Here is a 779-nt window from a genome sequence, read left to right on the forward strand (position 1 = left end):
GGTTCTGTCGCAAAGCTTCTTGGCCCTCGCGATTTCCCTGTCGGTCGCCTATATATTTTTCCTTCCAGAAGCTGCGCAGGTGAGGGCAAGATGATCGATTTCAAGGGTGTGCATCATCCGAAGTCGGTGATCCTGTATGCGGTTTTCTTCTACCTCCGCTACGCAGTCTCCTATCGCGACCTGGAAGAGATCATGGCCGAACGCGGGGTGAGGGTCGACCACGCAACGCTGAACCGCTGGGTCGTGAAATTCTCTCCGCTGATTGCCGCCCGGGCACAAGCCAGGAAGCGGCCGACGGCCACTTCCTGGCGGGCGGACGAGACCTACATCAAGGTGAAGGGCAAATGGACCTATCTCTACCGGGCCGTGGATCGTGACGGTCAAACCCTTGATTTCATGCTATCCAAGCGTCGGGACCTGGCCGCAGCCCGGCGCTTCTTCAGGCAGGCAATTGCCGCTCATGGCGTGCCCGACCGGGTCGTGATCGACAAGAGCGGTGCCAACCTCGCGGGTTTGCAGGCCGTGAACGCGATTCTGAAATTCACCGGCGACGGGCGCATCATTCAGGTGCGGCAGGTCAAATATCTGAACAACATCCTTGAGCAGGACCACCGCTTCATCAAGCGGATCACAAACCCGATGATGGGCTTCAAGGCGTTCCACTCGGCGGCAGCGACCATCGTCGGCATCGAGACCGCACACATGATCCGCAAAGGCCAGATCCCGGCCAATGGCACTACGCCGTTTCAGACCTTCGCGGAACTCGCGGCATAAGTCTG

At 59.1% G+C, this 779-nt stretch carries 1 protein-coding gene; it reads left to right on the forward strand.

What is annotated here, in order from left to right; translation table 11 throughout:
* The first annotated feature begins 90 nt into the window (after positions 1-90).
* Entirely contained in the window at positions 91-774 is a 684-nt protein-coding gene (locus tag I9P22_RS24330) for an IS6 family transposase (RefSeq protein WP_199261639.1), read from the forward strand.
* Positions 775-779 lie beyond the last annotated feature (5 nt).

The organism is Paracoccus binzhouensis, assembly GCF_016446475.1.
Classification (GTDB): domain Bacteria; phylum Pseudomonadota; class Alphaproteobacteria; order Rhodobacterales; family Rhodobacteraceae; genus Paracoccus; species Paracoccus binzhouensis.

Bases quoted from the DNA above. Each gene is read 5' to 3' on its own strand.
- I9P22_RS24330 (WP_199261639.1), top strand. From the start codon at position 91: ATGATCGATTTCAAGGGTGTGCATCATCCGAAGTCGGTGATCCTGTAT.